The sequence below is a fragment of the Oceanobacillus sp. GQ8 genome (assembly GCF_059758495.1).
This window is the reverse complement of the sequence record NZ_JCAXEV010000004.1, coordinates 502,660-527,386: the sequence shown is the minus strand read 5'-3', so window position 1 is coordinate 527,386 and position 24,727 is coordinate 502,660. Positions and strand designations below refer to the sequence as shown.

Sequence of the window (24,727 nt, the reverse complement as noted above, 5' to 3'; positions counted from 1 at the left end):
CGTGGAGCTGACGGATACTAATAGATCGAGGACTTAACTAACATTTTTCTTGATTCGTTGTTACCTCTTATTTAGTTTTTAGGGTATAAAAATCTACATAAATTTGATTTTATACTTGATTTTTTCTCAGAAACAATTATAATAATGGTTGTCACTATTTTAAAGACATGTTTTATGGTCTGGTAGTAATAGCGGAGAGGTCACACCTGTTCTCATGCCGAACACAGAAGTTAAGTTCTCCAGCGCCGATGGTAGTTGGGGCTTTGCCCCTGCAAGAGTAGGACACCGCCAGGCATATTCCATTCCACAGTAGCTCAGTGGTAGAGCTATCGGCTGTTAACCGATCGGTCGTAGGTTCGAATCCTACCTGTGGAGCCATTGGAGAGCTGTCCGAGTGGCCGAAGGAGCACGATTGGAAATCGTGTAGGCCGTTACCGCGGCCTCGAGGGTTCGAATCCCTCGCTCTCCGCCACTATTATAATAAATTATCTGGCCCGTTGGTCAAGCGGTTAAGACACCGCCCTTTCACGGCGGTAACACGGGTTCGAATCCCGTACGGGTCACCAACTTTTAAATTATGCTGGAGGATTAGCTCAGCTGGGAGAGCACCTGCCTTACAAGCAGGGGGTCGCAGGTTCGAGCCCTGCATCCTCCACCATAAACAATTTCAATCATATCGCGGGATGGAGCAGTCTGGTAGCTCGTTGGGCTCATAACCCAAAGGTCGCAGGTTCAAATCCTGCTCCCGCAACCAAATTACTTAATTAAATAGTGGTCCGGTAGTTCAGTTGGTTAGAATGCCTGCCTGTCACGCAGGAGGTCGCGGGTTCGAGTCCCGTCCGGACCGCCACTTTATCTAGTAAGTCTTAAAAACTAAATGGCTCGGTAGCTCAGTCGGTAGAGCAAGGGACTGAAAATCCCTGTGTCGGCGGTTCGATTCCGTCCCGAGCCACCATTTTTTTATTTAAACATTTATATATGGAGGGGTAGCGAAGTGGCTAAACGCGGCGGACTGTAAATCCGCTCCCTCAGGGTTCGGCAGTTCGAATCTGCCCCCCTCCACCATTTAATTCAATAAGTTTAGTAGGGGTATAGTTTAATGGTAAAACGAAGGTCTCCAAAACCTTTGATGTGGGTTCGATTCCTACTACCCCTGCCATTTCTATGTATGGCGGTCGTGGCGAAGTGGTTAACGCACCGGATTGTGGCTCCGGCACTCGTGGGTTCGATCCCCATCGATCGCCCCATTTTAATTTAATGGGCTATAGCCAAGCGGTAAGGCATCGGGTTTTGATCCCGTGTATCCCAGGTTCGAATCCTGGTAGCCCAGCCAATATGCGGAAGTAGTTCAGTGGTAGAACATCACCTTGCCAAGGTGGGGGTCGCGGGTTCGAATCCCGTCTTCCGCTCCATTACTTTTTTATGGCGGTATAGCCAAGTGGTAAGGCAGAGGTCTGCAAAACCTTTATCACCGGTTCAAATCCGGTTACCGCCTCCATTTATACACATGCCGGTGTGGCGGAATTGGCAGACGCGCGGGACTCAAAATCCCGTTCCTTCACGGGAGTGTCGGTTCGACCCCGACCACCGGTATCCATATTATAATTTAAGAAAAGACATTGTGAGTCCTAAACCTTGATATGTAAGGTTTTAGGATTTTTTTTGTGTTTTAAAGAATCCGATAGATAAAGACAGAAAATGAATCGGTTTTACACAAATTTCACACAAACATTTTCTCGAATGTCATAGTAAGACTTAGTCAAGCTTCTTTTGATTCTAATCGATAATAATATCGTTTTTAAGTTTTAACTCTTCGGTGTTTTCTTTCCAGCTTATAGTTGCTTTTATATTTTCAGATTTATTGATAAATGTACACTCATTACACATGCGCCTACGACCTCCTATTTCTATTAAACCTCTATCATTTAGTGAAGTATTACCCTCCATTTTTCCGCTGTCAGTTTTGATAATATAACTAACTTCATCTGGAATAGATTCCACCCCATTATATTCTATGTTCACTTTTGTTTGCTCTACTTGTTCATCGAGTATTTCTACTGTATAAATTACTTTCCAATTATCACTTTCACCTTCAAAATCAAGTATTTCTGTTTCTGAACATGCACTTAAAATTAGAGACATAAGCAATACTAACACGACCTTTTTCAATATATCCCTCCTCTTTTAAAACGTATACACCTAACAACAGTATTATTATAATTTTAATCAACCGTATAGTTATTTTTATGATTTTATATATTTTGTGTTTTATAAAAATGTAACTTATTAATCTATTTTATCATTTTTTAAATAATTAAATATAAATAACCAAAGGCAGCTTTTTTAAGCCAATCACCACCAAAGAAGAGGATGATCTGTAATGATTGAATACCCGTAACTAGTACACGATTTAATGTCAGAGGAGGTACATAATAAACTTTAAGGTGTAGATAAATATAACCAGTTGAGCTTGAGTGTTTATGTACCTAACTATGACAGAGTTTTTCAAGCATAGTATCTCAATGGAAAGTCTAGGCTAATTAGCGAAAAATAAGGTAAGAAAACGATTAATATTGGACAAGTAGGAAGCGCTGCTGAGTAGGAGTTATTTTTATGTCTAAAATCTCTTCTCTTAATATCCGATAAAGGATACAGGGAGGGGATTAGATGGATGCATTAAAAATCACCTTGGACGGTATCGCTATGCAGCTTATTAGTCTGATAGTCTTTATAGCTATAGTAATGGGAGTGACGGCCTTGATACTGAGGTACATTCCGCTGTTTAAAGAGATTAAGAACTTTCTACTAGGCTTAGCTGGGCTAGGAGCAACCTACGTTTGGTTTCAAATAACTTTTATGTAGGAATTAAAGGACTATTGTCCCTCCTCTCGAAATAGGTAGATGGGCGGGAATTTATAATAATGACAAAGTTGAAGTCGTCTAATTAGACGGCTTTTGTTATTAAAATGACAAGGATTTAAAAAAATTGCTAATAAGCAATTGTGAAATGCTGTACTTAACTAACGGGGGAGGATTGTTGAAGAAGGTATTTTTAAAAGTCTTGTCGAATCTTATATATAGGAAATAATAATGACAGGGGTCTTTTTTATGGAGTTTAAAATAAATAATGACTATTTCAATAAGGCAATATCAGATGTTAGCAAAGCAGTAACGTCTAAAACCCCCAATCCTATATTAACTGGAATTAAAATGGTAGCCAAAGCTAATAGTTTAACACTTATAGGAAGTCATTCAGATATTGTTATTGAAAGAGAAATTCCTAAAGCGAGTGAAGGATTAAATATGTTAGAGGTTTATAAAACAGGGAGTGTAGTAATCTCAGCTAAGTATCTAAGTGAAATAATCAAAAAATTACCTAATGACATTTATATAAAAGTAAACGAAAATCAATTAGTGACGATACAATCTGAAGAAATAATTACTAGATTAAATGGTCTTAATGCCACAGAATACCCAACTCTACCTGAATTTAAATTTAGTAATAAAATTAGGATAGCGAGTAATGTTTTCTTTTATATTATTAAGCAAACTGTCTTTGCTGCCTCTAAAAGTGAAACAAGACCAGTACTTACTGGAGTCAATTTTTATTTTCAAAAAGATTTACTAACTTGTGTTGCAACAAACTCTCAAAGGTTGTCCTTAGTGAATCATGAAATACAATCAGATTTAAATGGGTCATTTATTGTGCCCAGTACGTCTTTAATTGAATTCTCAAAGTTAATTAGTAGTTACACAAAAGATATTGATATATTTATCACAGAGACCAATATTTTGTTTAAATCTAATAGCACTTCTTTATATTCAAGGCTAATTGAAGGGAGTTATCCTAATATTTCAGGTTTAATTCCTCAGCAATCAAGTACAATTGTTACACTAGATACTAAACAATTACTAAGTGGTATTGAGAGGGCTAGTATATTTGCAAGTGATTGGAGAAATAACAATATAAATTTTCTAATAGAAGACAAATCAAAAATTAAAATTTCCTCAAAAACATCGGATATGGGTCAAATAGAAGAAATACAATACATTAAAAATATATCAGGAGAAGCGGAGTTAAATGTCTCTCTTGATGGTAATTTTATGATGGATGCCTTAAAAAGGATAAAACAGGGCGAGGTAAGTTTAAGTTTTAATGGTTCAATGAGACCTATCTTGATTGTCCCGATTGGAAACGACTCTCATGTTCAACTCATTTCTCCTGTGAGGTCAAATTAAAGTGTAATTATCTGACTAACGGCGCTTTTCCAAAGGAAAGAATAGTATCTTTATTTATCTATAGCGGAGGAGAAGATAGTTGAAGAAGTCTTAAACATTATGTGAATTTGAGGTGATATGTTGACACGATATTATATTGCAGTTACTTATGATGTTTGCGAACATAATAATCTATATGAAGCTATGAATGAATATCCTTTAGATTTGTCTATTGATTTAGATAAGCAAGTTAGAGAATTTGCAAAAATGGATATTGCCCCAGTAATAAAGGTCTTTGAGTCAGTTACAAGAGATCTTAAAGAGTTAAGATTGTATAAAGAATATAAATTTAAAAAATATGAGTGTAGTTGTAATCAATAGTCTTCGTTTAATTATTGGGTGGATTACTTATACAAGGTGAGCACAATAAATTTTATAAACGTGAACTAAAAGGATGCCCTCTATTCATATTTTACACATATTAATAGCAAAAGGTTATTAAATCAGTATTCTGATACCTAATTCGCCACCGGACACCGGTATCTTCCTATAATAGTTAATTAACTGTAATATCAAGCGTTCCCTACATTGCGGGGAACGCTTAGTTGTGCGTCCGACATTGGCGATAACTTAGTTGTGAAAGTTTACTACGGGCTTTGTAGTGCAACTGTTAGCTAGTGGAAAGGGAGATACCATCTGCATTAGACAGAGCCGTACAGCAGGCCATTCTCTAAGTAATTCAACCAATCGTAGTCCATAACTTTTGAGAATAGATATGGCTCCCGTAGAGGAAGGGGAAGCTATCTAAGATTATATAGTGAGATTAGTATGTAATATGATGAATGGCCCTCTGGTTCTAACCACTCAACCCATCCTAAAAACATGCAATCTGTATAAAAGTTAATCAATTTTCACCTTAAATAATTGGAGATTTTGCTTGATTTATTGGGATTTTCAGCCTAAAACTTGTAAAATTGACTTGTTACTCCCATTCTAAAAAAGATTGAAAGTGTACCGTCCAGATGGTATGTTAAATAGCATAAATAAAAATAAAGAGGAGATCTTCAATGGGCAAAATTTCTAGAAAAGTGGATATTCTTCATGCTGCCTCGAAAGTTGTAAGTGAAAAAGGTATCTTTAATTTAACACTCGATGCCACTGCGAAGGAAGCTGGAATCAGCAAAGGTGGCCTTCTCTATCACTACCCATCGAAAGAAGCACTTGTGCAAGGGATGGTAGAACATCTAGCGAATAACTATAGAGAGAAAATAAGTAATAATGCGGAATCAGATCCAGTAGATAAAGGTAAATGGGTCCGTGCATATGTTGATGTAACGTTTAATCAAGCTTACCAAAACAAGGATATGCATTATGGTTTACTTGCAGCGAAAGCAGTCAGTTCTAATTCATTGGATCCTATTCGTGAACTCTATTCAGATTGGCAATATAAAATTGAGGACGATGGTATAGATCCTATTAAGGCTACTATCATAAGGCTGGCTACTGATGGGATTTGGTTATCCGAACTATTCGATATTTATCATATTGAAAAAGACAAGAAAAAAGCTGTCTACGAAAAGCTAAGAGAATGGGCAAACGAATAAACTGATAGGATAAATGTTGAACAAAACACCACTTTATAGAGGTGTTTTTGTTTTTTTAAAAGTTTAATCGAAAAATAACCAATCCCTTCTACTGACTAGTTTAATGGTTGCTTTAAAATAAAAAGAGCAAACGAAACACCTTTCTTATTTTAGAGAGGGTTGAAAACAAACCGTCTGGATGGTATAGTTTATAACTGTGATAAACAAACCGTCCGGATGGTACACAATGTAACACTAATCGATTAATACTAAAAAAGTTTAATTGAGCACTAAAGAAGAGGAGGAAGCAGTTTGAAAAAAGCATTACTAACAGCTGCTGTCACGGGTGCAGGGGATACAACTTCAAAAAGCCCTCATGTACCTGTAACACCAAAAGAGATTGCAGAAGCAGCAATAGAATCAGCAAAAGCGGGAGCAACTGTGGCCCATGTTCACGCTCGTAATCCAGAGACAGGTGGAATAAGCCACAACGTTGATCATTATCGTGAAATAGTTGATCGGATTCGCGAATCTGAAACGGACGTCATTATTAATATTACTTCTGGGGGAGGCGGAGATTTCATCCCCAGTTTAAACACACCAGCAGCTGGTGGAAATGGAACCGATATGCAAACCCCAGCGGAACGTCATCAGCCTGTAGGTGAGTTGCTTCCAGAAATGTGTACCCTTGACTGTGGCTCAGTAAATTTCGGCAATATGATTTATATGAGCCCAACTGATTGGTTAAGAGAACAAGCGGCACTTATTCAACAAAGCGGTGTCAAACCTGAATTAGAGTGCTTTGACACAGGGCACCTTCGTTTTGCCCAACAACTAGTGAATGAAGGATTAATCGACGGTGATCCAATGTACCAATTCTGTATGGGAATCCCATGGGGAATGGATGCAGATGAAGAGACAATGATGTACATGAAAAATCGTCTACCTGAAAATGCACACTGGTCAGCATTTGGTATTGGACGGATGCAGTTGCCAATTCTTGAACAAACCGCACAGTTAGGTGGAAATGTACGCGTTGGTTTAGAGGACAATTTATATTTGTCAAAAGGTGTGCTTGCTCGAAATGATCAACTTGTTGAGAAAGCAGTAAACATGTTAAACAGTAATGATATCGAAGTCATGACACCTCAAGAAGCTAGAATACAATTCGGATTGAGAAACCCATACGGAGGCGAAAACATATGAGTCAGTCAACAACAGTAGCAGTCATTGGTACAGGCGTAATTGGAAATGGGTGGATCGGCCGATTTTTAGCTCAAGGGCTAGATGTCATTGCCTTTGATCCAGCAGAAGGAGCAGAAGAACGTACTCGACAAGTCATTCAGCAAGTTTGGCCGTCTTTGGAAAAGCTTGGGTTGGCAGAAGGGGCTTCACAAAAACGATTGACATTCGTTCCGACAATTGAAGAAGCGGTTCAAAATGCTACAGTTATCCAAGAAAATGTACCCGAACGTGAAGATATTAAGAAAAGTGTTTTAACTAGTATTGATCAACATGCTAAGCCTGATGCCATCATTGGGTCTAGTACTTCAGGAATTATGGCAACAACATTACAACAAGGTTTGCAGTATCCAGGGCGCGTAATTGTTGCTCATCCTTTCAATCCGGTTTATCTTTTGCCTCTTGTTGAGCTAGTTGGGGGAGAAGAAACGGACGCTGCGTTAATGGAAAGAGCAAAAGCTTTCTATCAATCTATTGAAATGAAACCACTAGTAATAAACAAAGAAATTGAAGGGCACGTAGCTGATCGTTTAATGGAAGCAATATGGCGTGAAGCACTACACCTTGTAAATGACGGAATTGCTACTACAGAAGAAATTGATGCAGCAATTATTTATGGTGCAGGGCTGCGCTGGGCTCAAATGGGACCATTCTTGACTTTCCATCTAGCAGGCGGAGATCAAGGCATGCGACATATGTTAGAACAGTTTGGTCCAGCACTTAAAAAACCATGGACAAAACTAGAAGCACCTGAACTAACGGATGAATTAAAAGAAAAAGTTATCGGAGGCTGTGAAAGCCATGCAGGTGATGTACCCATCTCCGAATTAGAAGATAAACGAAACGAGTTTCTAGTGAAACTATTAGACTTAGTCGAGGATTATTGGCCTCAATCCAAAATTTAATAGATGGTTAAAAAGGTAGGCAAAGTACTGGTTGTTACTTAACTTAAAGCAACGCAGTTAAAAACGTTTGGTAACTTGAAAAGCAGCAACCTGGAATGTTCTCTTCCTTTGTCCATCTTTTTGAACAAACGAATTAAAAGTCTGGGAGGATTTTAACCATGGCAGAGCAACAACCCTTTCATTATCAAACCGTTGTACATCAAGATTGGGTAGACTATAACGGCCATATGAATGATGCAGCATATGCGAAAGTATTTAGTTTAGCTGTTGATGCATTTATGGCTAATATCGGACTAGATGAAGCGTCACGTAATTATTTTAGTTATACGATTTTTACCTTAGAAACACATTTGTGTTATTTGCAAGAAGCGCATCAGAATGAGCAACTAAACGTGACTATACAGCTTTTAGACGTCGACAGCAAGCGTCTACACGTAATTTTCACAATGAAAAATGAAATGAACGAAGCAATCGCAACAAGTGAACAAATGTTAATGGGGATCAATACGGATCAAGAAAGACCTGCTCCCTTTCCTGCTCCTGTAGCAAATAGTATAGAAGTAATGTGGGACAAGGATAAGCAACTAAAAGCACCGAAGCAAGTGGGTAGAACGATAGGTATTAAGCGAAAAAGTTAAAGCGGTGCTTTTCCAAAAAGTATCTCTAAAAGAATAGGAGAATGTAGATGAATAAGATTGAAGTGAATCATTTGACGAAAATCTTTGGCTCTCATCCACAGCAAGGCCTAAAACGTTTGAGAAATGGAGAACAAAAAAATGAAATTCTAAAAAAAACTGGAATGACAGTTGGTGTTAACCAAGCATCGTTTGCAGTAAAACCTGGAGAAATTTTCGTTATTATGGGCCTTTCTGGAAGTGGTAAATCAACATTAATAAGATTAGTCAATCGGTTGATCGAACCCACAGATGGGGAAGTTTTAATCGATGGGGAAGACATTACCAAGATGGATAAACATACTCTAATTGAAACGAGACGTAAAAAATTAGGTATGGTCTTCCAAAAGTTTGGGCTACTACCACATAAAACAATTATGAACAATGTCGCTTATGGCTTAGAAATCCAAGGAATTGAAAGAGAAAAACGGGAAAAAATAGCACTAGAAACAATTGAGGATGTTGGGCTAAATGGATATGAAGATAGCTATCCTAGCGAATTAAGTGGAGGAATGCAGCAACGCGTCGGCATAGCTCGCGCACTTGCAAATGATACGGATATTCTATTGATGGATGAGGCGTTTAGTGCGCTAGATCCTATTATTCGTAAAGAAATGCAAGACGAACTCTTAAAGATCCAGAACAAATTGGGGAAAACTGTGTTATTTATTACCCATGATTTGGATGAGGCTCTAAAGCTTGGTGATCGGATTGCAATAATGAAGGACGGAAAAATTGTACAAATAGGAACATCAGAAGAGATTTTAGAAAATCCAGCAGATGATTATGTCTCCAACTTTGTAAAAGATGTAGACCGTTCCAAAGTCCTTGAAGCGTCCCATGTAATGAAAAAACCAGAAGTATTGTTATCATACAAGGACGGCCCTCGTTTAGCTGTAAGAAAAATGGAAGAAGCAAGTGTTTCTAGTATCTTTGTTACAGATAAAGAAAAGAATTTTAAGGGCCTCTTAACGATCGATGATGCAGTTAAAGCTTATCAAAACAATATCTCTATGGAAGAAATGCTTATAACAGAGGATGTTTATACTACTTCGCCAGATACACCATTAAATGATTTAATCGGCATTGCTGCTAATGTAAAGTATCCGATTGTCATTGTTGAAGATGGAAAGCTACTGGGTATCGTGTCACGCGTTTCCATATTGTCAGGCTTAGTGCTAGGGAAAGAGAAAGATGAGGTGGAGTCTATATGAACTATATCGACTTACCATTAGAAGAATGGACAAACAATTTTGTTAATGGTTGGTTACTGCCAGTCATGAGTGGTTTCTTTGATAGTATTAGTACTGCACTTAGTTCCTTTATAGACGGTGTTACGAATCTCATCATTTCTATCCCTCCTGAAATTATCGCAGTCGTCCTCATATTATTAGCTTGGAAACTTGCTGGAAGAGGTATCGCATTATTTACGTTAATAGGTTGTCTATATATCGGTTCTGTTGATTTATGGGCTGAAACAATGCAAACTGTTGCCATTGTAATCGTCTCGACAATTATATCCGTTATTTTTGGAGTTCCTGTTGGTATAGCAAGTGCAAAAAGTAGCCTCATAGATAAAATTGTCCGTCCAGTATTGGACTTTATGCAAACACTACCTATTTTCGTTTATTTAATTCCATCGATTCTATTATTTGGGCTTGGTGGTGTCCCAGCTGTTATAGCAACATTTGTATTTGCGGCTCCACCTGCCGTGCGTATGACTCGGTTGGGGATTTTACAAGTGCCTGAAGAAGTAGTTGAGGCATCAAAAGCATTTGGTACAACATCAAAACAATTACTATTTAAAGTTCAATTACCACTTGCTATACCAACCATCATGGCTGGTATAAACCAAACAATTATGTTGGCATTATCTATGGCAGTTGTGGCCTCCATGATTGGGGCTCCAGGACTTGGTTCGGTAGTATTGTCAGGGATTTCGACAGTTAACGTAGGACTGGGATTAACTGGCGGTTTAGCCATCGTTGTAATTGCCATTATACTTGACCGCATCACACAAGGTGTAGGGAATAAATTATAAACTAAATCTAATACTTCGGCGTATCAAGAAAATAGAAAATTAAAAGGAGAGTTATTATGAAAAAGGTATTACTAGGTATGATTAGTGCATTATTCGTAATGTTTGTCGTTGGTTGTTCCCAACAAAACGAAGATAGTGAAAATCAGACAGGTGCTGAAGAACAGCAAACAATCACATTAGGTGTAACGCCATGGACAAGCACTGTACCCCCTACAGAAATAGCTCAAATTTTATTGGAAGATATGGGTTATAACGTAGAACAAACACAAGCAGATGCTGGAAGCACCTATATTGGACTATCACGTGGTGATATCGATGTATTCATGGATGGGTGGTTCCCAGTCCATGACGTATATATCGAAAAGTATGGTGACTCTATTGAAGAAACAGCGGTTAGTTATACAGATGCTGATGCTGGTTTAGTCGTTCCGAGTTATATGGAAGATGTGAATTCAGTTGAGGACATCGTAGGTATGGAAGATCAGTTTAATAATGAATTGTATGGAATTGAAGAAGGAGCAAGTGTAACTGGTATCATTGATGACTTGATTGAAGGATATGGCCTGGATATGGAGCAAGTCAATTCATCTGAAGGTGGTATGCTTGCACAAGCTATGCGTAAATTGGAAAATGAAGAACCAGTTGTTTTCTATGGCTGGCGTCCACACACAATGTTTAATAAGTTAGACATTAAAGTAATTGAAGACACCAAAGGTTTCTTTGAAACAGCTACCGTTAAAGTGATTACGAACAAAGAACTGCAAGAAACAGCGCCTGACGCATACGAATTCTTAAGTAATTGGAGTATCCCACTTGATGATGTGGAAGAAATGATTGTTAAAATTGAGGAAGAAGACGTACCTGCCAGAGAAGTAGCGCAAGAGTGGATTGACAATAATCAAGATAAAGTAAATGAAATGTTAGGCAAATAATGGAGCGTCTGTGTTGACTGAGTCAGCACAGACCTTGTTTGTTTCTACTCTCTTAATCAAGTGTATGGTAAATTTCACCTTATTCGAAAGGAAGTTAAATATGTCAGACATAAATCAAGTAATCGTCGACCGAGAAGTTCCTTGTAAGTTAAGAGACGGAGTGATACTCTATGCAAATATTTATCGTCCACAAGCAAACGGAAACTTTCCTGTACTTTTAACTCGCTTACCTTACAATAAAAATCTTCCTAACTTTTCACATCGGTGGATTGATCCTATTCGTACCGCAATGGAAGGCTACATCGTTATAATCCAAGATGTTCGTGGCCGTTTTGCATCAGAAGGAGAATTTGAACCCTTTGTTCAAGAGGTAAAAGATGGCTATGACACCGTGGATTGGGCAGAGAGCTTACCCTATTCCAATGGTAAAGTAGGTATGTTTGGCCTCTCATATTATGCATTCACACAATTGTATGCAATGGTAGAACATCCCCCTGCTCTAAAAGCAATTTTCCCCGCGATGACAGGAAACATTTTTAAGGATGCCTTTGAGGAAAACGGCATACTCTCTTTAGCTGCAGCAGAAACGTGGATGCTCGATTCGTTAGCGCCTGATTATTTAAAACGAAAGCTAAGTCCAGAAGATTTTGCAAAAGCGATGGAGGAGATAGCCAACGACCTAAATCAGATTGAAAAATGGCATACATTCACTCCGATTAAAGAATTACCAGCAGTCATGAAGCATCCCGCGCTACAAGATATTTACCAGAAATATATTCATCAAGATTACAATAATAAAGCCATTGAGCATAAGAGTGTAAAGAGGTATTTTGATTTAATGGATATTCCAGCCTATCATCTTGCTGGTTGGTATGATAATTTTTTAAGTCAGACCCTATTGAATTATGAACAGATGCAGGCATATAGTCAAAATCAAAAGTTAATCATTGGTCCATGGGGACACGGAATGACTGGTACCGACTTAGGAGAACGTTCTTTTGGCGTAAATAGTTCAGGCGACTCTATTGATGGTAAAGATGACCTCACATCTTTGCATATTAAATGGTTTAACCATTGGTTGAAAGAAGAGAACGAGGTTCGAATAGATGATGAAGACCCTGTTAAAATTTTTGTTATGGGTATTAATCAATGGCGCTCTGAAAAGTCATGGCCATTGCAGCGTACTACATACACCAATTTCTATTTTCATAGTGATGGACAAGCAAATCTCAAGTCTGGCATCTTAAATACTACCCTTCCTGGAAATGAGCAAAAGGATCAATTTATTCATGATCCAACCAGCCCAGTACCAACAAATGGTGGTGGAACGCTATTTTATAACGGTAGAAACGCTGGGCCACGTGATCAAAGAAAAATAGAAGAACGAGAAGATGTTGTCGTCTACACGTCTGAAGAATTAGAACAGGAAGTAGAAGTAACTGGAACAGCAAAAGTAATTTTGTGGGCGTCTACAGATGCTCCAGATACTGATTTTACAGCAAAGTTAATCGATGTTTTCCCAGATGGAACTGCTTATAATTTAGCTGATGGTATTATCCGCGCCAAATATCGAAGTGGAAAAAGGGAACAAGAAAGTTTGAATGGTGAAATTATCCGTTATGAAATAGATTTATGTGCAACAAGCAATGTATTCTTACCAGGACACTCCATTCGAATTGAGATAGCTTCCAGTGATTTCCCGCGCTATGATGTGAATCCTAACACTGGCAATACAACATTAGAATCAAGAGAAATGAAAAAGGCAACCCAAAGTCTTTTTCATCAAAAAGAATACCCATCACATGTTATCCTGCCAATAGTGTAGCGAGAGATTTAATATTCGATGCAACTAAAAAAGCCCTTCGCCAAGAAGGGCTTTTAAATTTATGTTCTACCTAGTAAATCAACCTTCAAATAGGACTGTCCCTCAGGTTACCCTTCGTTTCATATTGCCCCTTTATTTATGTAAATCAAACCCCTTCAATAACTTATCAACATGAGTTTTCTTACCTCGAATTCCTATTCCAACGAGATTTAGTTCATCTGTTTGAAATGTTAAGACCACAGCTCGATTATCCTCATCATTATAAGTGTTAAATAATTCTTCCGTGTATATGGAAATAACTACTTCTTTTGTGGTTGCTTTTTGCAATAGCTCCTTCATACGTTCGCCCGTAGAGGAATGGATCATTATTGGTTGCTGTGACATAGGTAAATATTCAAGACCATCCCTATCTATATAAGGTTGTCCAATAATATTTTGAGTACCCGCAATTCCACTCATTAGAAAAGCTGTTACATTTAATTTTTGCCACATCTCAAGATCATCTCTTAAAACTAGTTTAATTTTGGTATCAAATGCCATTATTTCTTTGCTCCTTTCGAGGTGAATCCTTGAATGTTATCTTAATACCAAAATGTTGAAGTATATAGTATATTATTGCGCTCTTACTCTACTTCATTAGAGAATCTTGCCCGATAAAAAAGAGCCTAAATATCCTCTAGAGTTTGGCCCTTCATTTACAAACATTATCTACGATTTGATTTTAAGTAGGACATATATTCAAACGCAGTTGTTCCATATACGCTTTTGAAGTGTTTATTTAAATGGGTTAAATCAACAAACCCGCATTCAGCTACTGCAGCGTAAATATCTCTATTATTTTCAATTAATTGCTTGGCACGCTCAACCTTGCAGTTTAGAAAGTATTGGTATGGAGTTATACCAGTATGGGCCTTGAACAATCTGATAAATTGAAACTTGGATAAGTTTAACTCTTTACCTATCTCATCAAGTTTTAGTACATTTTCTAAGTTGCTATGAAGTAAATCCTTTGCTCTTCTAATTAAAACGTTGTCTTTCTTATAATTTGTCGTAAAATCGTTCTGGACAAGGCTATCTGTAAGGGATACGAGTAATTCATTACACAAAGCATCATCGCTTTCGTTTAATATTGCTTTAGAAAGATCCAATATTCTTTGTTCTAGTCCATAATTATAAACAATCGGCTTCGAGAATCGTACTAGCTCCTTTTTCTGGGTAACCTCTAAAAGCATTTGTGGATCAATATACAACATGACATAATCAAGGCCTGCCTTATCATGAGCCATTCCGTCGTGTGCTTGTTCTGGATTAAAAAGCATCACACCATTTTGATGGGATAAATGTAAACTACCATCTAAGTGATAGTGCTGAATTCCACGCAATGTTACGCCTATTGCATACTCTTGATGCGCATGCTTTTTATACTTAAAATCTGTCATACTTGCTGATAACGCTGTAATTCCAGCGGCTTTTTTATAAATAAATTTATCCATCTTATCACCTCTTAGAACGGTCTCCTATTAAACCCAAATCATAACTGTAGCGTAAAGTAAGCCTAGAGACATTATAACATTCACGATTTTTGTGTACTTCTGTAATAACTGTTTGAGGATAGCACCGAAAAAAATCCATGTAACAAATGCTAAAAAACCGATGATGGTTATTACGATAACACTTACTGATACAGCTTGAATGTTGTGATAGTAAGGCAGGACAAAGTTGGGAATGACCGTTAACGTAAATAATAGTACCTTTGGATTTAAAAATTGCATAAGAAATCCTGTAGTAAAAGTCCCAGCATTATAGTTCGTTGGTTTTGATGTATCCATTTTGTAGATTTGGTAAGCCAGATATAGCATGTATATGGTGCCGATAATTTGCATGCCTATTAAAACTTTGGGTAGGACGTTCATCAGCACCGTATTCAACATAGCAGAAATACCAAGTAATAAACCAAAAGCAATCGTTGCTCCATATGTATATGCCACAGCTTTTTTCACCCCAAAATTGTGGACGGTCGTTAAGATGACGATATTCGTAGGACCAGGAGTAAACGTAACAATAAAGCAATACAGGATAAAAGATGTTATATCCAAGATGAAGTCTCCCTTCAAGGTACTTTCATGAATATTACATCTTTCAGTTGAATGTATATAGTATATTATTGCGGGTTTGAGGATAAGACAATCTGCTTGTTTCTGTAGCCTAACTTTATTGAAAGTGAAACAGAGTATGTTTTATATCTTAAAAAAATGAATCTATAAATCTTTTTTCTCGTCTAATATATAGAAAGGAGGAAGAAAATTTGGAGGCAAACAAAGAACATCTAATCGTATTGATGGAAAAATACGGAACAGAGATCAAACGCTTAATTTATACATATGTAAACGATGAGAAAACAGCGGAAGATTTAACGCAAGATACTTTCGTCAAAGTATATAAAGAGGTTCATAATTTTGAGTTTAGATCAGATATCAATACTTGGATAACTAGGATTGCTATTAATGTATCAAAAGATTACTTAAAGAGTTCTTTTTATAAAAAAATCCAACTTACAAGATCTTCTAAAGAGAAAGATATAAGTAAGCACACAAGTAATACTCCAGAACAAATCACAATACAAAAGGAAGTAAGCGATGAGCTATCTAAGCACGTGTTGAGACTTCCTATTAAATATAAAGAAGTTATTATACTATTTTATTATAAAGATTATTCTATTCTTGAAATAAGTAACATCCTAAATACTCCAACTAATACGATCAAAACTCGGTTAAGACGTGCTAAAAAGAAATTACAAGAGAAATTAGTTAGTAAGGAGGATCAAGAATGGGTAAAAAGTTACATGAGAGTTTAAAAAGGGAGCTCTCGGGGATAGAATTTAAAAAAACTAGTTATAATGAAGTTTTGCAAAGAACAGAAAGGAATCAAAAAAGTAAAAAGAAATATAAAGGATTAAAGTCATTACTTACATACGGGTACGCCCTCATAGCCTTTAGTTTAATCTTAATTCTACTTTTGGATGGTTTTACAGAGTCAAACCTAACAATACCTGATCCATCAGACGAAGAATCGCAAACAACAGCACCCAGCTCAAACATTGGAAAGGAAGATAACACAAAGTCTCAGTTAGCCGATAATAAAACAATAGAGGGGCCTATGAACGGAAAGCCTTCACAGGAAGAAATAGAACAACTTGATATTCCTACTAATCTTAATATCGGAGAGCAAAAATCCTCATCTAAAGAGCCGCAGTTTTTAAAAACTAGAGATTCTGAATCCCTAAACATACGAGCTTATTTTCCAATAGGAGATAATATTGAGGTTCTAGTATCAGAAACAACTTATTTTAATGGCATTAATATCCTTGAGTTTACAGAAGAAGTAAAGAGTTGGTTTCCTGCCGAAACAATTGAAGACTTAACAATTAAAGGTCATATTGCTGTTTTGCACCAGCCTGACCCAGAGGTTTGTGAGTTGCAAATCATTACGGAAAAAAAGCTATTCACTGTAGCAGGCGCCGACAAAGAAACACTTATTAACATTGCTGAACAAATTAACTTTAAATAAGTGAAGCGAAGTAATAGACACGGGTTGGAAGGATTATAAATATGGTCGCCTCTAAAGTACTCTATCCCATCACAGAAGCGGCTCGATCCACCCGCAATAATGAGCTACCTTATGTTTTTCTTAAAGAACCGTATTGCTATTTTTCAAAGAAAAACCGCCTGTATAAATACAGGCGTTTTCTACGTATATTTGTGGCGAAGAATTATGTGTTCACATTCACATGTATTGCATTCCTCGTCTTACACAAATCAGCTCATCGCTTTATCATTTTAACACTAATGTGTAATTGAAGCCATTAGTAAAAAGTGGGTGAGGTTTCTAGTTTTTTTGAAGGGAGCGGGTCCAGAGTAGGGGAACGAATAGCGGATCGAGGTCAATATGGTACACCAGCCTTACTATATACGTACCCAGGAATGGCTTTACATCATGAGTTGGAAATATTTGTTGAAATTGGCTTTACCAAACTAGTGGATCTACAAGCAGCAATATTGATTACGGCTAAGTCTATTAATCAAGATAATATTGACACAATTCAAGAAGGAAAAATTGAAGATCTCGTCGTCTTAAACAAGAATCCATTAGAGAATATTAAACATACCAAGGAGATCGATTTCATCGTGAAAGGCGGAAAGGCATATAACCAAGATGAAATATTGAGCAGTATTCCAAGTGAGGAAGATGTTAATAGAGCTCTCCAAGCATTTATGGAGGAATGGGAAGCGGAACATGTGAAATGAATTTTGTGGAAATAAAGGGTCAGTCCCAAGTACATGAATTTACATTGGACTGTCCCATTTTCCATGTTGGGAACTTATCGTTCCTACAATAACTAAGTATAAAGGGTAACTGCTCTAGAATTGCCCTTTTATTTATGTAAATCAAATCCCTTCAATAACTTATCAACATGCGTTTTCTTACCTCGAATGCCTATTCCAACAAGATTTAGTTCATCTGTTTGAAATTTTGAAACCATAGCAAGATTATCCCGTCATTATAAGTATTAAATAATTCTTCGGTATAAATGGAAATAAGGTGCTTTTTACAGTGGCCTCGGACAGATCCTTTATCCTTGTCATGCAAAAACCCCAGTACTTGCCTACCAACAATCATGGGGTTTCAAATTTATATTTATCCCGGTGCAACCGTCCGTAAGTCTCCCACTTCAAAACATGAAGTGAAACCGTAAGTTTTTAGTGGGAGTAAACGGACGCTAACACCCCGATTCGTTCATCTAACAATCAGTGGGGAGGAACGAAAACCCCCACTGATTGAAGTTTCACTTTATCTAATCTGTCCGTTCCCGTGCATCATATATTTAATCGTTGTTAAAGCAGGTAATCCCATTGGGCCACGTGCGTGCAGCTTTTGTGTGGAAATTCCTATTTCAGCACCAAAGCCAAGTGCGCCTCCATCGGTAAAACGGGTGGAAGCATTGTGGTACAATGCTGCTGCATCGACTAGTTTCATGAATGTGTCAGCAGTTTGAACATTTTCCGTAATAATTGCTTCTGAGTGCTTGGTTCCATAGGTATCAATGTGGTCAATAGCATTACCCAGATTGTTTACCGTTTTGACAGCAATGTCTGTGCTTAAATATTCATTAGCCCAGTCATCTTCTCCTGCCAGAACAGCGTCAGGAAAAACCTGTACAGCGGCCTTGTCACCATGAACGTTGATGTTATTTTCGTTAAAAGCCTGGATTAAAGCAGCCTTGTTTGTTTCCAGCCAATCTTCATGAATGATGGCAGTTTCGACAGCGTTACAAACAGCGGGACGATCTGTTTTCGCATTGACAAGAATGGCTAAAGCCTTGTCTACATCCGCTTCTGTGTCAATGTAAATATGACAATTTCCCACACCCGTTTCCAAAACAGGAACGGTTGCATTGTTGACGACTGCCTGAATCAACGAGCCGCCACCACGAGGTATAAGCACATCGATGTGCTGTTTCATCGTGAATAACTGCTGTGTGGCTTCTCGATCGGTACTATCAATGAATTGTACGGCCTCTTTTGGTATTTTTGTTTTTTCCAATCCACGATGCATCACTTCGACAATCTGCTTATTGGATGTAATCGCAGATGAACCACCCTTCAGCACAATCGCGTTTCCAGATTTTAACGCTAATCCAGTCGCATCAACCGTTACATTGGGACGCGCTTCATAAATCATACCGATGACCCCAAGAGGGACGGTTACCTTTTGAACATTTAATCGATTGTCCAGTGTCCAATCGGAATCCACTATACCAGTTGGATCTTCGAGATTCGCTACGTCACGTAATCCTTGGGCGAACTCTTCGACACGTTCTTTGGTAAGCGTCAATCGATCTATGTATGCTGCGTCGTAGCCTTTGTTGCTTCCTTTTTCCAAATCTGCTTTATTGGCAGTTAAGATACTTTCATATTCTGTGTCTATTACATCGGCCAAAGTAAGCAGTGCTGCGTTTTTTTCTTCGGTTTTCAGTAAAGATAAGGTCTTAGCTGCTTTTTTGGCTTGAATGGCTTGTTCTTCGACGTTCACTTTGTTTATGACTGTCATTATACTCCTCCTAAAATGTTTAAACAGTTGTGAGCACGGATTTATCCAGGTGACAAACGAGCTGTTCACTTTCAATGGCTGCTTTTTCGTATTTTTCCAAATCAACATCAATCTTATTTATTAATTGATCCAGTGCTTTAGATGAGTAATTCACCACACCAAGACCAATTTCCTCGCCAGTTGGATCAAATATTTTCACAACAGCGCCTTTTTTAAACCGACCGTTGACACTGTAGACAGCTGAAGGTTCCAGGCTGGTATGGTTTTCAAGAATTGCTTCTTTGGCGGATGGTTTAATGGTAACTTCGCCTTCTGGCCCCGAATTAAATGCAATCCACTGCTTTTTTTGATTGAGTTCTTCCATGTCTTCTTGTGGTTCAAAGTACGTGCCGACTGCATTATTATAAACAGCATCATAGACGATGCCGTTGGTACTGGATTTTCCTAAGAAGGAGGAAATACCGGATGCCATCGCGATCTTAACGGCCTCGATTTTTGACTTCATTCCACCTGTGCCGACGGAACTACCAGGTTCACCAGCCGCTGCTTCGATCTCTGGGGTGATTTCATTTACTTTAGTAAGAAGCTTTGCGTCTTCATTTTTACGTGGATCACTATCATACAGTCCGTCAATATCAGAAAGGATGATTAATTGATCCGCATCAACTAGACCAGCGACTTTTGCTGAGAGTGTATCATTATCACCGAACTTCAGGAAATCCATCGTAATTGTGTCATTTTCATTTACGATTGGAACGATGCCCCGTTCCAGTAAAACATTTATCGTGTTTCTTGCATTGTTATAACGGTTCTCATCAGAGAAATCACTGCGGGTGATTAAAATTTGTGAAGCCACATAGCCGTGGGAAATAAAGAGATCCGAATACGTTTCGATTAATACCCCTTGTCCTATGGATGCGGCAGCTTGTCTTTCTGATAAAGAATCCGGGCGGGTAAGACAGCCTAGTTTACGATATCCGGCTGCTACTGCTCCAGAAGAAACAAGCAATACTTCGTGACCATCATCCTTTAATCGAACAACTTCTTCGACTAATTTTTCCAGTTTTCTGCGGCTTACTTCTCCGTTCATACTTGTCAATGAACTACTTCCAATTTTGATTACGATACGTTTCGTGTCTATACCAGGTGTCACTCCACCACTCCTATTATTTTCATTTCATTTTGTTAACTGCGTTTTAGTACTGGGTTTATGTAACTGGCAGTACACCACCTCAAAAATTCAAGCATGGGTGGGGGATATGCCAGAAAATGTCCGATTCGTTCAACTAACATTAAGTGGGGGAAAGAAACCACCCCACTTAATGTTTATTTTTGCAGGGCTAATTTTTTCTCTGGTTTTTTGCTTAATGCTTTTGAGCGGGAGGCTGCACTTTTAATTGCTTCGATAATGGCCATTCCACCACCATGCTCATTTAAAGCATCCAGTCCGGCCGCTGTTGTTCCATTAGGGGATGTAATATTTTCTCTCAGTTCTTTCGGGGTTTCTTCTTGTTCCATGATCATTTTTGCTGCACCGTAAAGGGTCTGGGCACCGATTTCGCGTACCAATTCGCGATCAAGTCCTGCCTGATGACCAACTTCTTCTACATGTTCCATTAAGTTATAAAAGTAAGCGGGTCCACTACCAGCGATTCCTGTATAAATGTCCATCTTATCTTCATCAAGGATATATGCTTCGCCAATACATTTCATTAGTTCCTTAACTAACAGCACCTGATCCATATCCACATATTTACCGGAGGAAACAGCAGTTGCTGATTCCTGAATCATGCTGGATGTATTCGGCATGACACGGATAACTTGCTGACGATCATTTAAGTTTTCTTCCATATAGGTAGTAGAGATACCAGCCAATACAGAAATGAGTAGCTGATCTGCAGTGATCTTCTGGCGTAGTTCTTCCATGACACCATCTATATCTTTTGGTTTCATTGCTAAAATAAAAATATCAATCGTTGTATAGTCCAACTGGTCTTTTGTAACTGCTTTTATGCCATACTTGTCCTTTAATTCGTTCAAACGCTCTTGGTTGTTTCGGTTTGTAACGACGATTTGCTCTGTTGATAATTTTCCTGATTGTATAAATCCTGAGATAATTGCTTCAGCCATGTTACCTGCACCTAAAAATGCGATTCGTTTGTTATTCAAATTCAATACGCTCCTATTTACGATTTCTTAACCGTTAATTAGCGTAACACGTACGTTTTATACTTCAAGGGTTTGAACACAAGTCGGGTGTATATAGCCGAAATAGTAAAGGTAAGCGCTAACATTTGGAGATATATTGTTCACATGCGCTTAGAAATGCCCAAATTCTCTATCATCGCTGTATATGGAAGTTGAAAATCTGGGGAGTGGAGGATTTGATCCAGGTAAGTTGAAAAAAGATAGTTGTAAATGATTCCAACAGCTTTTTTTAGTGGTGTATTATAGCTGCTATTGTAGTTATGATAAAAAATGGATGGTAAGTAGTTCATCTGATAAATCCGTATCTACCCTAAAAATGAGACTATTGGTCTGTGATAATTGTCGGTCTTTTTATGTAAGAATCCTTTACATAAATCAAAAGACGCTTCCAAATTTCGTGCATTTGGAAGTATTAGAGGGTATTTATCAGATATTTTTAAAAATAGCCTATTAAATACAGGAGAGGTAAGTAAATGGTGACTTAAAGCTGAGAATACATTTAAACGAAAATTCAAAAAGTTAGAATAATGTGAGAAGATTGAATATATGGAAAAGGGGGAGACATTAATTGAAAAATAAACTAATACTATTATTTACTGCAATAATTTTTATTGGATTGATTGCGGCTTGCGGAACAGATGAAGCCAGCGGTGATGGAGACGGAGAGACGTACACTGTCGCAACAGATTCCAACTTCCAGCCATTTGAGTATAAAAATCCTGATACAGGTGAAATGGAAGGCTTTGACATTGAGTTAATCGAAGCTATCGCTGAAGAATCCGGCTTTAATGTTGAATTTGAAACAATGGAATTTGACGGATTGCTAGCTTCCATGAGAACTTCCAAAAATGATATTGGTATCGCTGGTATTTCCATTACAGAAGAACGCAAAGAATTCATCGATTTCTCCGATAAATACTATGATTCCGGTTTAATTCTTGCAGTACCTGTTGATTCAGATATTGAATCCATTGATGATGTGGATGGCTTAACAGTTGGGGCACGTCAAGGTTCCACCAGTAATGCCTACTTAAAAGATAATACAGATGCTGATGTTGAAGCATACCCGGAGATTGTTACTGCCTACATGGATTTGGAAAGAGGACGTCTTGATGCAGTTTTATATGATCTTCCAAACGTCCAATACTATATCAGTGAAAATGCTTCTGATAAATTAAAAACAGTGGGAGACGTTATGGAAGGTCAACCATATGGTATAGCATTACCTAAAGGATCAGATCTAGTTGATCCAGTAAATGAAGGTTTAGCAGCAATTAAAGAAAATGGAACATATGCAGATATTTATGAGAAGTGGTTTGGTACACAGCCACCTGAAACCGAATAACAACTAAGCAGAATACAAATGAGGCGTAACAAGTAGTTACTTGTTACGCTGTTTTATTAAGGAGAGAGATAATAGAATGATCTATACGATTATGGATACAGCATATATTAAAAGTTTGCCTTTCTTAATAGATGGTTTAAAAATAACACTAAGTATTACGGTTATAGGTCTATTTTTAGGGATGATTATAGGATCATTAGCAGGTTTGGGGAAACTCTCTAAAAACAAATTCATCCGAGGGTTCTGGTCGGTGTACGTAGAAGTTGTACGTGGTACGCCAATCCTAGCACAAGCTTTATTTCTTTACTACGGTGTTTCCGAAGATTTAATCGGCTTAAATATAAGTTCTTTTACTGCAGGTGTTATTGCAATTGCAGTTAACGCTGGGGCATATATTGCAGAAATTGTTCGTGGAGCCGTTTATTCCATTGATAAAGGTCAGCATGAAGCAGGACGATCTATGGGATTAACCGAAAAGCAGACCATGCGATACATTATTTGGCCACAGGCATTTAAACGAATGATTCCACCTCTTGGAAACCAATTTATTATTAGCTTAAAAGACACGTCCGTGTTTTCTGTAATTGTCGTACACGATGTGGTGTTTATGGCAAAAGAGTATTACAATACGACGTTCGAAATATTTGAAACATTAGTCATGGTTTGTTTACTTTACTTATGTATAACTATTCCAACCGCACTGTATTTGAACAGATTAGAAAGGAAGTTGGATGTATAAATGATTACAGTAAAAGACTTGCACAAATCGTTTGGTGATTTAGAGGTATTAAAAGGAATTGATGCAACAGTTGATGAGAGTGAAGTGGTATGCGTGATTGGGCCATCTGGTTCTGGTAAGAGTACTTTTCTCAGATGCCTCAACCTATTGGAGGAAATAACTGCAGGTGAAGTTACGATCAATGGTGACAAGTTAACCGATCCATCAGTCAATATTAATGATGTTCGTTCCCAGGTTGGAATGGTGTTCCAGCACTTTAATCTGTTCCCCCATAAAACAGTTTTAGATAATATTACACTCGGCCCAATTAAGGTAAAAGGTCTTTCTGTAAATGAAGCCAAAGATGTTGGACTTAAACTACTTGAAAAAGTAGGATTATCTGATAAAGCGGATGATTATCCGGACAGTCTTTCCGGCGGGCAGAAACAACGCGTGGCTATTGCAAGGTCACTTGCGATGAATCCGAAAGTTATGCTGTTTGATGAGCCTACCTCTGCTCTTGACCCTGAATTAGTAGGGGATGTTCTCGAAGTAATGAAGGATTTAGCTGAAGAAGGGATGACAATGGTCGTTGTCACTCATGAAATGGGCTTTGCTAAGGAAGTTGGAGATCGTGTGTTATTCATGGATGAAGGAATTATTATGGAAGAGGGAGAGCCAACACAGATTTTTGATAATCCTCAAAATCCTAGAACCCAATCTTTTTTAAGTAAGATCTTGTAGGGCAATACCCATGATGGTGAATCTATGTCACAGTTAAAGGTAAAACTACTGTTGAAAGACTTTGTAAAAAGTAGGTTTTAAACCCGTCTCGGATCAGAAAATAGCTGACGGCATTGTTATAAATATTGAGTACTGTGGACAGAGATTGCTTGAAAAAGTATTGTAAAAGAAGATAAAACAAGTG

Annotated in this window: 25 protein-coding genes, 14 tRNA genes and 1 rRNA gene; 32 read left to right on the top strand and 8 right to left on the bottom strand. The window is 37.9% G+C overall.

Annotated elements, in window-relative coordinates; translation table 11 throughout:
• Positions 1-178: 178 nt before the first annotated feature.
• The 15 genes from rrf to AC6CHS_RS15125 all read left to right on the top strand — a co-directional run bounded on the left by rrf (position 179) and on the right by AC6CHS_RS15125 (position 1,593).
• Positions 179-294 (top strand): 5S ribosomal RNA (rrf, locus tag AC6CHS_RS15195).
• A gap of 9 nt (positions 295-303) precedes the next feature.
• Positions 304-378 (top strand) — tRNA-Asn (locus AC6CHS_RS15190).
• A 2-nt stretch (positions 379-380) separates the two neighbouring features.
• Positions 381-472, top strand: a tRNA-Ser gene (locus tag AC6CHS_RS15185).
• Positions 473-491: 19 nt separating this feature from the next.
• Positions 492-566: transfer RNA gene (locus tag AC6CHS_RS15180), tRNA-Glu, on the top strand.
• Positions 567-582: 16 nt separating this feature from the next.
• Positions 583-658: transfer RNA gene (locus AC6CHS_RS15175), tRNA-Val, on the top strand.
• Positions 659-677: 19 nt separating this feature from the next.
• Positions 678-754, top strand: a tRNA-Met gene (locus AC6CHS_RS15170).
• A gap of 19 nt (positions 755-773) precedes the next feature.
• Positions 774-850 (top strand) — tRNA-Asp (locus AC6CHS_RS15165).
• A 29-nt stretch (positions 851-879) separates the two neighbouring features.
• Positions 880-955, top strand: a tRNA-Phe gene (locus AC6CHS_RS15160).
• Between the two features lie 25 nt (positions 956-980).
• A tRNA-Tyr gene (locus tag AC6CHS_RS15155) sits at positions 981-1,065 on the top strand.
• Between the two features lie 20 nt (positions 1,066-1,085).
• Positions 1,086-1,159 (top strand) — tRNA-Trp (locus AC6CHS_RS15150).
• Positions 1,160-1,171: 12 nt separating this feature from the next.
• A tRNA-His gene (locus tag AC6CHS_RS15145) sits at positions 1,172-1,247 on the top strand.
• Between the two features lie 11 nt (positions 1,248-1,258).
• Positions 1,259-1,333, top strand: a tRNA-Gln gene (locus AC6CHS_RS15140).
• Positions 1,334-1,337: 4 nt separating this feature from the next.
• Positions 1,338-1,412, top strand: a tRNA-Gly gene (locus AC6CHS_RS15135).
• A gap of 12 nt (positions 1,413-1,424) precedes the next feature.
• Positions 1,425-1,498: transfer RNA gene (locus AC6CHS_RS15130), tRNA-Cys, on the top strand.
• Between the two features lie 11 nt (positions 1,499-1,509).
• Positions 1,510-1,593 (top strand) — tRNA-Leu (locus AC6CHS_RS15125).
• 183 nt (positions 1,594-1,776) lie between these two features.
• Here the strand turns inward: AC6CHS_RS15125 and AC6CHS_RS15120 are convergent.
• Positions 1,777-2,169 (bottom strand): hypothetical protein, encoded by a 393-nt coding sequence (locus AC6CHS_RS15120; protein WP_498237329.1) that lies wholly within the window; start codon positions 2,167-2,169, stop codon positions 1,777-1,779.
• Between the two features lie 498 nt (positions 2,170-2,667).
• On the opposite strand from AC6CHS_RS15120, the gene AC6CHS_RS15115 reads away from it, so the two are divergent.
• The 11 genes from AC6CHS_RS15115 (at position 2,668) to AC6CHS_RS15065 (ending at position 13,420) form a co-directional block, all read left to right on the top strand.
• Positions 2,668-2,862, top strand: a complete 195-nt coding sequence (locus AC6CHS_RS15115) for a hypothetical protein (RefSeq protein WP_498237327.1) — start codon at positions 2,668-2,670, stop codon at positions 2,860-2,862.
• Between the two features lie 246 nt (positions 2,863-3,108).
• On the top strand, positions 3,109-4,239 hold the full coding sequence (gene dnaN / locus AC6CHS_RS15110) for a DNA polymerase III subunit beta (protein WP_498237325.1): 1,131 nt from the start codon (positions 3,109-3,111) through the stop codon (positions 4,237-4,239).
• Positions 4,240-4,356: 117 nt separating this feature from the next.
• Entirely contained in the window at positions 4,357-4,599 is a 243-nt protein-coding gene (locus tag AC6CHS_RS15105; protein ID WP_498237323.1) for a hypothetical protein, read from the top strand.
• 686 nt (positions 4,600-5,285) lie between these two features.
• Positions 5,286-5,822, top strand: a complete 537-nt coding sequence (locus tag AC6CHS_RS15100) for a TetR/AcrR family transcriptional regulator (protein WP_036574562.1) — start codon at positions 5,286-5,288, stop codon at positions 5,820-5,822.
• Between the two features lie 291 nt (positions 5,823-6,113).
• Positions 6,114-7,007, top strand: coding sequence for a beta-keto acid cleavage family enzyme (locus AC6CHS_RS15095; protein ID WP_498237321.1), 894 nt, complete (start codon positions 6,114-6,116; stop codon positions 7,005-7,007).
• A complete protein-coding gene (locus AC6CHS_RS15090; protein ID WP_498237319.1) occupies positions 7,004-7,948 on the top strand; it encodes a 3-hydroxyacyl-CoA dehydrogenase NAD-binding domain-containing protein in 945 nt (314 codons plus the stop codon). The genes AC6CHS_RS15095 and AC6CHS_RS15090 overlap by 4 nt, the downstream gene beginning before the upstream one ends.
• A gap of 158 nt (positions 7,949-8,106) precedes the next feature.
• On the top strand, positions 8,107-8,586 hold the full coding sequence (locus AC6CHS_RS15085; protein WP_498237317.1) for a thioesterase family protein: 480 nt from the start codon (positions 8,107-8,109) through the stop codon (positions 8,584-8,586).
• 47 nt (positions 8,587-8,633) lie between these two features.
• Complete coding sequence (locus AC6CHS_RS15080; protein WP_498237315.1) at positions 8,634-9,836, top strand: quaternary amine ABC transporter ATP-binding protein; 1,203 nt, start codon at positions 8,634-8,636, stop codon at positions 9,834-9,836.
• Complete coding sequence (locus tag AC6CHS_RS15075; protein ID WP_498237313.1) at positions 9,833-10,663, top strand: ABC transporter permease; 831 nt, start codon at positions 9,833-9,835, stop codon at positions 10,661-10,663. The genes AC6CHS_RS15080 and AC6CHS_RS15075 overlap by 4 nt, the downstream gene beginning before the upstream one ends.
• A 56-nt stretch (positions 10,664-10,719) precedes the next feature.
• Positions 10,720-11,595 (top strand): glycine betaine ABC transporter substrate-binding protein, encoded by an 876-nt coding sequence (locus tag AC6CHS_RS15070; RefSeq protein WP_498237311.1) that lies wholly within the window; start codon positions 10,720-10,722, stop codon positions 11,593-11,595.
• Positions 11,596-11,695: 100 nt separating this feature from the next.
• Positions 11,696-13,420: a CocE/NonD family hydrolase gene (locus AC6CHS_RS15065; RefSeq protein ID WP_498237310.1), complete on the top strand. Its 1,725-nt coding sequence runs from the start codon at positions 11,696-11,698 to the stop codon at positions 13,418-13,420.
• Positions 13,421-13,552: 132 nt separating this feature from the next.
• Here AC6CHS_RS15065 and AC6CHS_RS15060 read toward each other — a convergent pair whose 3' ends face one another.
• From AC6CHS_RS15060 to AC6CHS_RS15050, 3 genes are all read right to left on the bottom strand, one after another.
• Entirely contained in the window at positions 13,553-13,960 is a 408-nt protein-coding gene (locus AC6CHS_RS15060) for a DUF2000 family protein (RefSeq protein WP_498237308.1), read from the bottom strand.
• 164 nt (positions 13,961-14,124) lie between these two features.
• On the bottom strand, positions 14,125-14,913 hold the full coding sequence (locus tag AC6CHS_RS15055; RefSeq protein ID WP_498237306.1) for a helix-turn-helix domain-containing protein: 789 nt from the start codon (positions 14,911-14,913) through the stop codon (positions 14,125-14,127).
• Positions 14,914-14,940: 27 nt separating this feature from the next.
• On the bottom strand, positions 14,941-15,516 hold the full coding sequence (locus tag AC6CHS_RS15050; RefSeq protein WP_498237304.1) for a LysE family translocator: 576 nt from the start codon (positions 15,514-15,516) through the stop codon (positions 14,941-14,943).
• Positions 15,517-15,725: 209 nt separating this feature from the next.
• Here AC6CHS_RS15050 and AC6CHS_RS15045 point away from each other — a divergent pair, with 209 nt between their 5' ends.
• The 3 genes from AC6CHS_RS15045 (at position 15,726) to AC6CHS_RS15035 (ending at position 17,724) form a co-directional block, all read left to right on the top strand.
• The gene (locus tag AC6CHS_RS15045; RefSeq protein ID WP_498237302.1) at positions 15,726-16,274 is read left to right on the top strand and encodes a sigma-70 family RNA polymerase sigma factor; all 549 of its coding nucleotides are present in this window, start codon (positions 15,726-15,728) and stop codon (positions 16,272-16,274) included.
• Positions 16,247-16,987 carry a hypothetical protein gene (locus AC6CHS_RS15040; protein WP_498237301.1) on the top strand — a complete coding sequence of 247 codons (741 nt, stop codon included), beginning with the start codon at positions 16,247-16,249 and terminating at the stop codon, positions 16,985-16,987. Before AC6CHS_RS15045 ends, AC6CHS_RS15040 begins: the two co-directional genes overlap by 28 nt.
• A gap of 305 nt (positions 16,988-17,292) precedes the next feature.
• The gene (locus AC6CHS_RS15035) at positions 17,293-17,724 is read left to right on the top strand and encodes a hypothetical protein (protein WP_498237300.1); all 432 of its coding nucleotides are present in this window, start codon (positions 17,293-17,295) and stop codon (positions 17,722-17,724) included.
• 128 nt (positions 17,725-17,852) lie between these two features.
• Here AC6CHS_RS15035 and AC6CHS_RS15030 read toward each other — a convergent pair whose 3' ends face one another.
• From AC6CHS_RS15030 to proC, 4 genes are all read right to left on the bottom strand, one after another.
• Complete coding sequence (locus tag AC6CHS_RS15030; RefSeq protein ID WP_498237298.1) at positions 17,853-17,960, bottom strand: DUF2000 family protein; 108 nt, start codon at positions 17,958-17,960, stop codon at positions 17,853-17,855.
• A 308-nt stretch (positions 17,961-18,268) separates the two neighbouring features.
• Entirely contained in the window at positions 18,269-19,528 is a 1,260-nt protein-coding gene (locus tag AC6CHS_RS15025) for a glutamate-5-semialdehyde dehydrogenase (RefSeq protein ID WP_498237296.1), read from the bottom strand.
• Positions 19,529-19,547: 19 nt separating this feature from the next.
• Positions 19,548-20,681, bottom strand: a complete 1,134-nt coding sequence (proB, locus tag AC6CHS_RS15020; protein WP_498237294.1) for a glutamate 5-kinase — start codon at positions 20,679-20,681, stop codon at positions 19,548-19,550.
• A 173-nt stretch (positions 20,682-20,854) separates the two neighbouring features.
• Complete coding sequence (gene proC, locus AC6CHS_RS15015) at positions 20,855-21,721, bottom strand: pyrroline-5-carboxylate reductase (protein WP_498237365.1); 867 nt, start codon at positions 21,719-21,721, stop codon at positions 20,855-20,857.
• A 583-nt stretch (positions 21,722-22,304) separates the two neighbouring features.
• Here proC and AC6CHS_RS15010 point away from each other — a divergent pair.
• From AC6CHS_RS15010 to AC6CHS_RS15000, 3 genes are all read left to right on the top strand, one after another.
• Positions 22,305-23,081 carry a transporter substrate-binding domain-containing protein gene (locus AC6CHS_RS15010; protein ID WP_498237292.1) on the top strand — a complete coding sequence of 259 codons (777 nt, stop codon included), beginning with the start codon at positions 22,305-22,307 and terminating at the stop codon, positions 23,079-23,081.
• A 76-nt stretch (positions 23,082-23,157) separates the two neighbouring features.
• The gene (locus AC6CHS_RS15005; RefSeq protein ID WP_036574530.1) at positions 23,158-23,820 is read left to right on the top strand and encodes an amino acid ABC transporter permease; all 663 of its coding nucleotides are present in this window, start codon (positions 23,158-23,160) and stop codon (positions 23,818-23,820) included.
• Positions 23,821-24,543 (top strand): amino acid ABC transporter ATP-binding protein, encoded by a 723-nt coding sequence (locus AC6CHS_RS15000; RefSeq protein ID WP_379553902.1) that lies wholly within the window; start codon positions 23,821-23,823, stop codon positions 24,541-24,543.
• Positions 24,544-24,727 lie beyond the last annotated feature (184 nt).

Bases quoted from the DNA above. Each gene is read 5' to 3' on its own strand.
- AC6CHS_RS15090 (WP_498237319.1), top strand. From the start codon at position 7,004: ATGAGTCAGTCAACAACAGTAGCAGTCATTGGTACAGGCGTAATTGGA.
- AC6CHS_RS15085 (WP_498237317.1), top strand. From the start codon at position 8,107: ATGGCAGAGCAACAACCCTTTCATTATCAAACCGTTGTACATCAAGAT.
- AC6CHS_RS15055 (WP_498237306.1), bottom strand. From the start codon at position 14,913: ATGGATAAATTTATTTATAAAAAAGCCGCTGGAATTACAGCGTTATCA.
- AC6CHS_RS15030 (WP_498237298.1), bottom strand. From the start codon at position 17,960: ATGGTTTCAAAATTTCAAACAGATGAACTAAATCTTGTTGGAATAGGC.
- AC6CHS_RS15060 (WP_498237308.1), bottom strand. From the start codon at position 13,960: ATGGCATTTGATACCAAAATTAAACTAGTTTTAAGAGATGATCTTGAG.
- AC6CHS_RS15080 (WP_498237315.1), top strand. From the start codon at position 8,634: ATGAATAAGATTGAAGTGAATCATTTGACGAAAATCTTTGGCTCTCAT.
- AC6CHS_RS15040 (WP_498237301.1), top strand. From the start codon at position 16,247: ATGGGTAAAAAGTTACATGAGAGTTTAAAAAGGGAGCTCTCGGGGATA.
- AC6CHS_RS15065 (WP_498237310.1), top strand. From the start codon at position 11,696: ATGTCAGACATAAATCAAGTAATCGTCGACCGAGAAGTTCCTTGTAAG.
- dnaN (WP_498237325.1), top strand. From the start codon at position 3,109: ATGGAGTTTAAAATAAATAATGACTATTTCAATAAGGCAATATCAGAT.
- AC6CHS_RS15100 (WP_036574562.1), top strand. From the start codon at position 5,286: ATGGGCAAAATTTCTAGAAAAGTGGATATTCTTCATGCTGCCTCGAAA.
- AC6CHS_RS15070 (WP_498237311.1), top strand. From the start codon at position 10,720: ATGAAAAAGGTATTACTAGGTATGATTAGTGCATTATTCGTAATGTTT.
- AC6CHS_RS15105 (WP_498237323.1), top strand. From the start codon at position 4,357: ATGTTGACACGATATTATATTGCAGTTACTTATGATGTTTGCGAACAT.
- AC6CHS_RS15005 (WP_036574530.1), top strand. From the start codon at position 23,158: ATGATCTATACGATTATGGATACAGCATATATTAAAAGTTTGCCTTTC.
- AC6CHS_RS15115 (WP_498237327.1), top strand. From the start codon at position 2,668: ATGGATGCATTAAAAATCACCTTGGACGGTATCGCTATGCAGCTTATT.
- AC6CHS_RS15000 (WP_379553902.1), top strand. From the start codon at position 23,821: ATGATTACAGTAAAAGACTTGCACAAATCGTTTGGTGATTTAGAGGTA.
- AC6CHS_RS15075 (WP_498237313.1), top strand. From the start codon at position 9,833: ATGAACTATATCGACTTACCATTAGAAGAATGGACAAACAATTTTGTT.
- AC6CHS_RS15025 (WP_498237296.1), bottom strand. From the start codon at position 19,528: ATGACAGTCATAAACAAAGTGAACGTCGAAGAACAAGCCATTCAAGCC.